This window comes from Marinobacterium lacunae (assembly GCF_000705555.1).
GTDB lineage: Bacteria > Pseudomonadota > Gammaproteobacteria > Pseudomonadales > Balneatricaceae > Marinobacterium_D > Marinobacterium_D lacunae.
Genome location: NZ_JMQN01000054.1, coordinates 1 through 5,142, shown reverse-complemented (window position 1 = coordinate 5,142; position 5,142 = coordinate 1). Strand labels below are relative to the sequence as shown.

Annotated in this window: 2 protein-coding genes; both read left to right on the top strand. The window is 54.5% G+C overall.

Features of this window, described 5'->3' with window-relative positions; all coding sequences use genetic code 11:
- Window positions 1-3,235 (top strand): type I secretion C-terminal target domain-containing protein (locus ADIMK_RS18030; protein WP_156042997.1); only part of this gene is annotated, 3,235 nt, incomplete at its 5' end.
- A gap of 290 nt (window positions 3,236-3,525) precedes the next feature.
- Window positions 3,526-5,142, top strand: a 1,617-nt coding sequence (locus ADIMK_RS18025) for a retention module-containing protein (protein WP_036191089.1), incomplete at its 3' end; no start/stop codon positions are given.

Genomic DNA, 5,142 nt, shown 5'->3' with positions numbered 1-5,142 from the left:
GGGCGTTCGAACAGCTGGACTACGACACCACCCCGGCGGTGACCGAGATCAGCGACGACACCGACACCGTGACCGTCAAGCTCAGCGCCACGGCCGGAGTACCGGAGAAGACGGTGGCCAGATCACCTACACCATTACATTGTCAGGTGGCCCGGGTGAGATCGACCCCGACACGGATCTGGTGTTTAACCTTGCCAACGGCGAGCAGGTCACTATTCACGCAGGCGATACGTCTGGGTCTTATACGCGTATTTACACAGACGCGGAGATCACCAATGAGTCGAATATCAATAACAGCATTCTGGATGTTGATTCCGGCGGCAGCGAATACGAAAACTTGCAGACAACGGGTACAACCTCGGTTGATGTGGACTCGACGCCTGAAATAACCGATTTGACTCCGGCGGCGTCTGGCGGTGATGTCATTGTCGATGAAGATGATCTGTCCGACGGAACCGATGCTGACAAGGAATCGACCACCCAGGAGGGAAGTTTTACCATCACCTCAGGTGACGGTATCGACTCTTTGACAATCGATGGGCACTCCATCATCAGCGATGGCACGTTCACAGCTACAAGCTTCACCACTGCATTGGGTAATACGCTCTCGGTAACCGACTACGACGAAAATACCGGGGAGGTAACCTACTCCTACACGCTTAACTCCAATACGTTAACGCACGGTTATGGCGATAATGGCGAGAACAGCGTGTATGAGAACTTCACGGTATCTGTAACGGATACTGATGGGGATCCGGCCACCGATACGCTCTCTGTCCAGATCGTTGATGATGTGCCTGACGAGCCTACAACTGTTAATAAGACGGTTGATGAGGGCTCTGGCAGCGATACCAACTTGATGGTGGTGCTGGATCTGTCCGGGAGTATGGATGATGATCCAAACGTGTCGGGGTTCGATACGCGCTTGGCTGTTGCGAAAGCGGCGATTACCGACCTGATCAACGCGTATGACGATATGGGCAGCGTTGCTGTACAAATCGTTACCTTCAGTTCAGGCGCGAGTACTGTGGGCTCGGAATGGATGAGTGCTGCCGATGCGTTGGCATGGATCGATAGCCTGTCCGACTACGCAGGAAACGGCGCGACTGATTACGATGCCGCGCTGGCCGAAGCCCAGTCGGCCTTCACCGCAACCGGCAAGATCGACGGGGCACAGAACGTCTCATATTTCTTGTCAGATGGTGTGCCTACCGACGGCAGCGGTGAAAGTGGTCCGGGATCCAGCTATGGAAATGGTATTGGCTCCTCCGAGCAGGCGAACTGGGAAAACTTCCTCTCGTCCAATGATATTACCTCCTACGCGCTGGGTATGGGCTCAGGCGTCAGCTCAACCCCGCTGGACCCAATAGCGTACGATGGTGCGGAAGGCGAAGAGCTCCCAGCGATTGTTGTTACTGACCTGAGTCAGCTGTCGGATGTGTTGTCTGAAACGGTTACCGTACCGGAGAACGGCAACCTTGTTACGGAAGGCAACATTAACAGTAGCTTTGGTGCTGACGGTGCCGGCGGTTTGCACATTGTCGCCTTTGCTCACGATAGTGATGGTGATCCGAATACGCCTGCGGACGTTTACGATACCAATTCGAACGAGTACGACTCGGCGACCAATACGTTGACTATTTCAACCTACGCCGGCGGTACGCTGGTTATCAACTTCGCAACGGGTGCATACAGCTATGCAGCACCAGACGGCGTGTCCAGTGATATAACGGACGAGTTCACCTATATGATCGAGGATGGTGACGGCGATAGGGCCACCGGCAGTTTCACCATTACCGTTCAGGACGGTGCTCCGGTCGCCAGCGACGACGTAGTCAGCGTGAATGAGGGGTACTGGGATATCGGCAGCGATACAACTGAATCCGTGACGGTACCCGGTTGGAGTGATTCTCCTACCGTCCACGATCCTAATCTCGGTTCGACTACAATCGATCCCGAATGGTGGGATGACCAGGCGAATACCCATACGGTCAATATCACAGCAGACGCCTCGCATCCGGCCAGTATCTCGGTCTATGTTGATGTACATGGTTTCCGCAGTGGCGATAACGTGAAATTGGCCCTGTACGATGCTGATACCAATACCCAGGTTGGAAGTGAAGTATCGGTCAGCTCAGATGGCACAGTGACGTTTAACAACATCACTCAAAGCGGTAATTACTATATCCGCGTTTCAGGGCATGAAAACGACACCTTTGATGGTCGTGGTAAGGACCTCTGGGTGACAGTCAATGACCTGAAATACACGGCATACGACAATACGACCACTTTGAGCGTTACCGCACCGAGCCTGGTCTGGTTGGCCGCCGCCGTTGCCACTGGCAATGTGTTGGCTAACGATGATGCAGGAGCGGACGGCGGGTTGCTGTTGGCATCGGTTAACGGTGTGAACGTTTCCGGAGGCGTTGATATTGCAGGTGCCTATGGCACGCTGCACATCGATGAAAACGGTGACTACACCTATACCCCGAATCCCGAAGATCTTGCACAGGGTGCGTCCGACAGCTTCACCTATACGGTCGTTGATGCTGATGGCAGTGAAAGCAGCGCGACGCTGACAGTCGATATCAATGATCACGTCTACAGCACCAGCGGCACCAACGAATCTGAGGTGCTCATGGGTGATGGCGGTGATGATGTCATGAATGGCCTGGCCGGTAATGATGTCATTGTCGGAGGTGCCGGTAACGATACTCTGAATGGAGGAGCTGGTAACGATCACCTGTATGGCGGTGACGGCGACGATACCCTCATAGGGGGAATCGGCAGCGACATCCTCGAAGGCGGTGCCGGTAACGATACACTCAGCGGTGGCGATGATAGCGATGCGCTGATCGGTGGAATCGGTAACGACATTCTGACTGGTGGTGACGGTGACGACATCTTCATCTGGGAAGCCGGAGACGAAGGTACTTCAGGAGCACCTGCCGAGGATATCGTGACCGACTTTAACGATGGCGATGTGCTGGATCTTTCCGACCTGTTGGTAGGCGAGGAGTCAGGTGACCTGACCGACTACCTGAATGTCACCCAGTCGGGCAGCAATGTTGTGATCGAAGTCAGCCACAATCCGGGCGACAGCTCTGGTGTGACCCAGGTGATCACACTTGAGAACACTCAGTTGAGTGATCTTGGCGCGAATGCCGGGGACAGTCAGTCAGACATCATCAATTCGTTGGTCAACAACGGCCATCTGAATGTAGATCACAGCTAAAGGCGGGCCCGAAAGGGCTGAGATCTATAAAAGCCGCGGGTTATCCCCGCGGCTTTTTTGTTTCACTTCTGATACACCTCGGGAACGCAGGTCAATAAATAATCATTGCCTGTACCGGGGGACAATACACTCCTATCCTCAAGCTGCTTTACTTGGTGTTAACCAAAGTTAACTACGTTTAACTCCAAATTGGGTTGAACGTTGTATCCGGACTCTGTGCAACCAACATTGAGCCCTTATGAAGTCTCTAAAAGGATTAGAGGCTTTATCTCTAAAGCTGGAGGTGTGTCATGTCAGAAGTCATCGGTAACGTATCGTTTCTCGATGGTAACGCCGTAGCCGTGTCAGCAGATGGAACTGAGCGTGAACTCGCGCTTGGCGATGCCATCATGTCTGATGACGTCGTTCGTACGGTCGAAGGATCTCGTATTGAAATTACGCTGGCCAGCGGTGAAGCCGTCGCACTGAGCGGCAGTGACAGTTGGGCCGCTTCCAGTGCTGGGGTTGAAGTGGCCGGTGCCGAACAGGGCGCCGGTGACGTGATCGGTACCGTCAGCAGTGTGGCAGGTCAGGTCGTGGCAGTAGCCGCCGATGGCTCTGAGCGCGTGCTGATGCCCGGCGACGCCATCTACGCTGATGAAGTCATTCGCACAGGTCCGGACGCTCAGATCGAGATCGCGATGAATGTCGGCGGTCCGGTTGTGCTCGAAGGAGGCCAGAGCTGGCTTGCAACATCCGATACCTACACCCCGGCTGATCAATTCGACACCAGCGAAGCAGTTGCTGATACCGGCTCTTTTGGCGACGTTGATGCGATTCAGGCCGCAATCCTTGCCGGTCAGGACCCGACGCAGATCGGTGAAGCAACCGCTGCAGGTGCCCCTGCTGCAGGTGCTACAGGCGGTGATGGTAATGATGGCGGTGCAGATTTTGTAACCCTCAGCCGTACCGGTGGCGAAATCGATCCTACCGCGGGTTATGACACAATCGGTATTGCTTCATCTTTTGAACAGCCGGTTAGTGAGGAGCTTGCTCCGCTGACGTCAGCAGTCCTGACGCTTGGCAATGTCACGGTGCTTGAAGGCTCCGAGATGGCTACAGTTTCTGCCTCTGTCGATAGTGCTGTGACCGGTACACCGCTGGTCATAACTCTGAGCAATGGCGCGACCATTACGATTCCGGTAGGTCAGACCTCGGGAACATCAACTCCGTTCTCCGTACAAGGTGACGACCCTTATGTCGATGGGGAGAGCTACGGGGTCTCCGTATCGGGTACATCAGGTGGCGAGTTTGACTCACTGGATACCAGCGATACCGGTACTGTCACTGTTAATGACACCATCGATACGACCTACGTCAGCATTTATGCAGAGAACGTGAATGAAGATGAAGCAGGCGTAACCTTTACCGCAACCCTGACCAATCCGTCCCAAGGCATCACTACCATCGAAACCAATATGGGTACGATTGTTATCGGTGACGGTGAGAGCAGCGGTACATTGGTTATTGACACTCAGGACTCTGATGTTTATCAGGATCCGGATAGCCTGACCGTAACAATTACAGGTGCGAGCGGCGGTAACTTCGAGGATCTGCAGATCGATCCTGAAGGTGGCAGTGCGACGGTGGATATCTATGACACCATCGACACCACCACGGTAACGCTGGATGACGTGACCGTATCCGAAGATGGCACCATCACCTACACCGCGAGCGTGGACAACGCACCTCAGGGCGATCTGACCATCACCCTGAACAACGGTGTGGTGATCACCATCCTGGATGGTCAGACCAACGGCAGCTCCGACCCGCAGCCGGCGCAGGGTGAAGACCCGTACGTGGATGCAGACAGCTTCAACGTCAGCATCGCCAGCACCTCTGGCGGCAACTACGAAGACCTGGATACC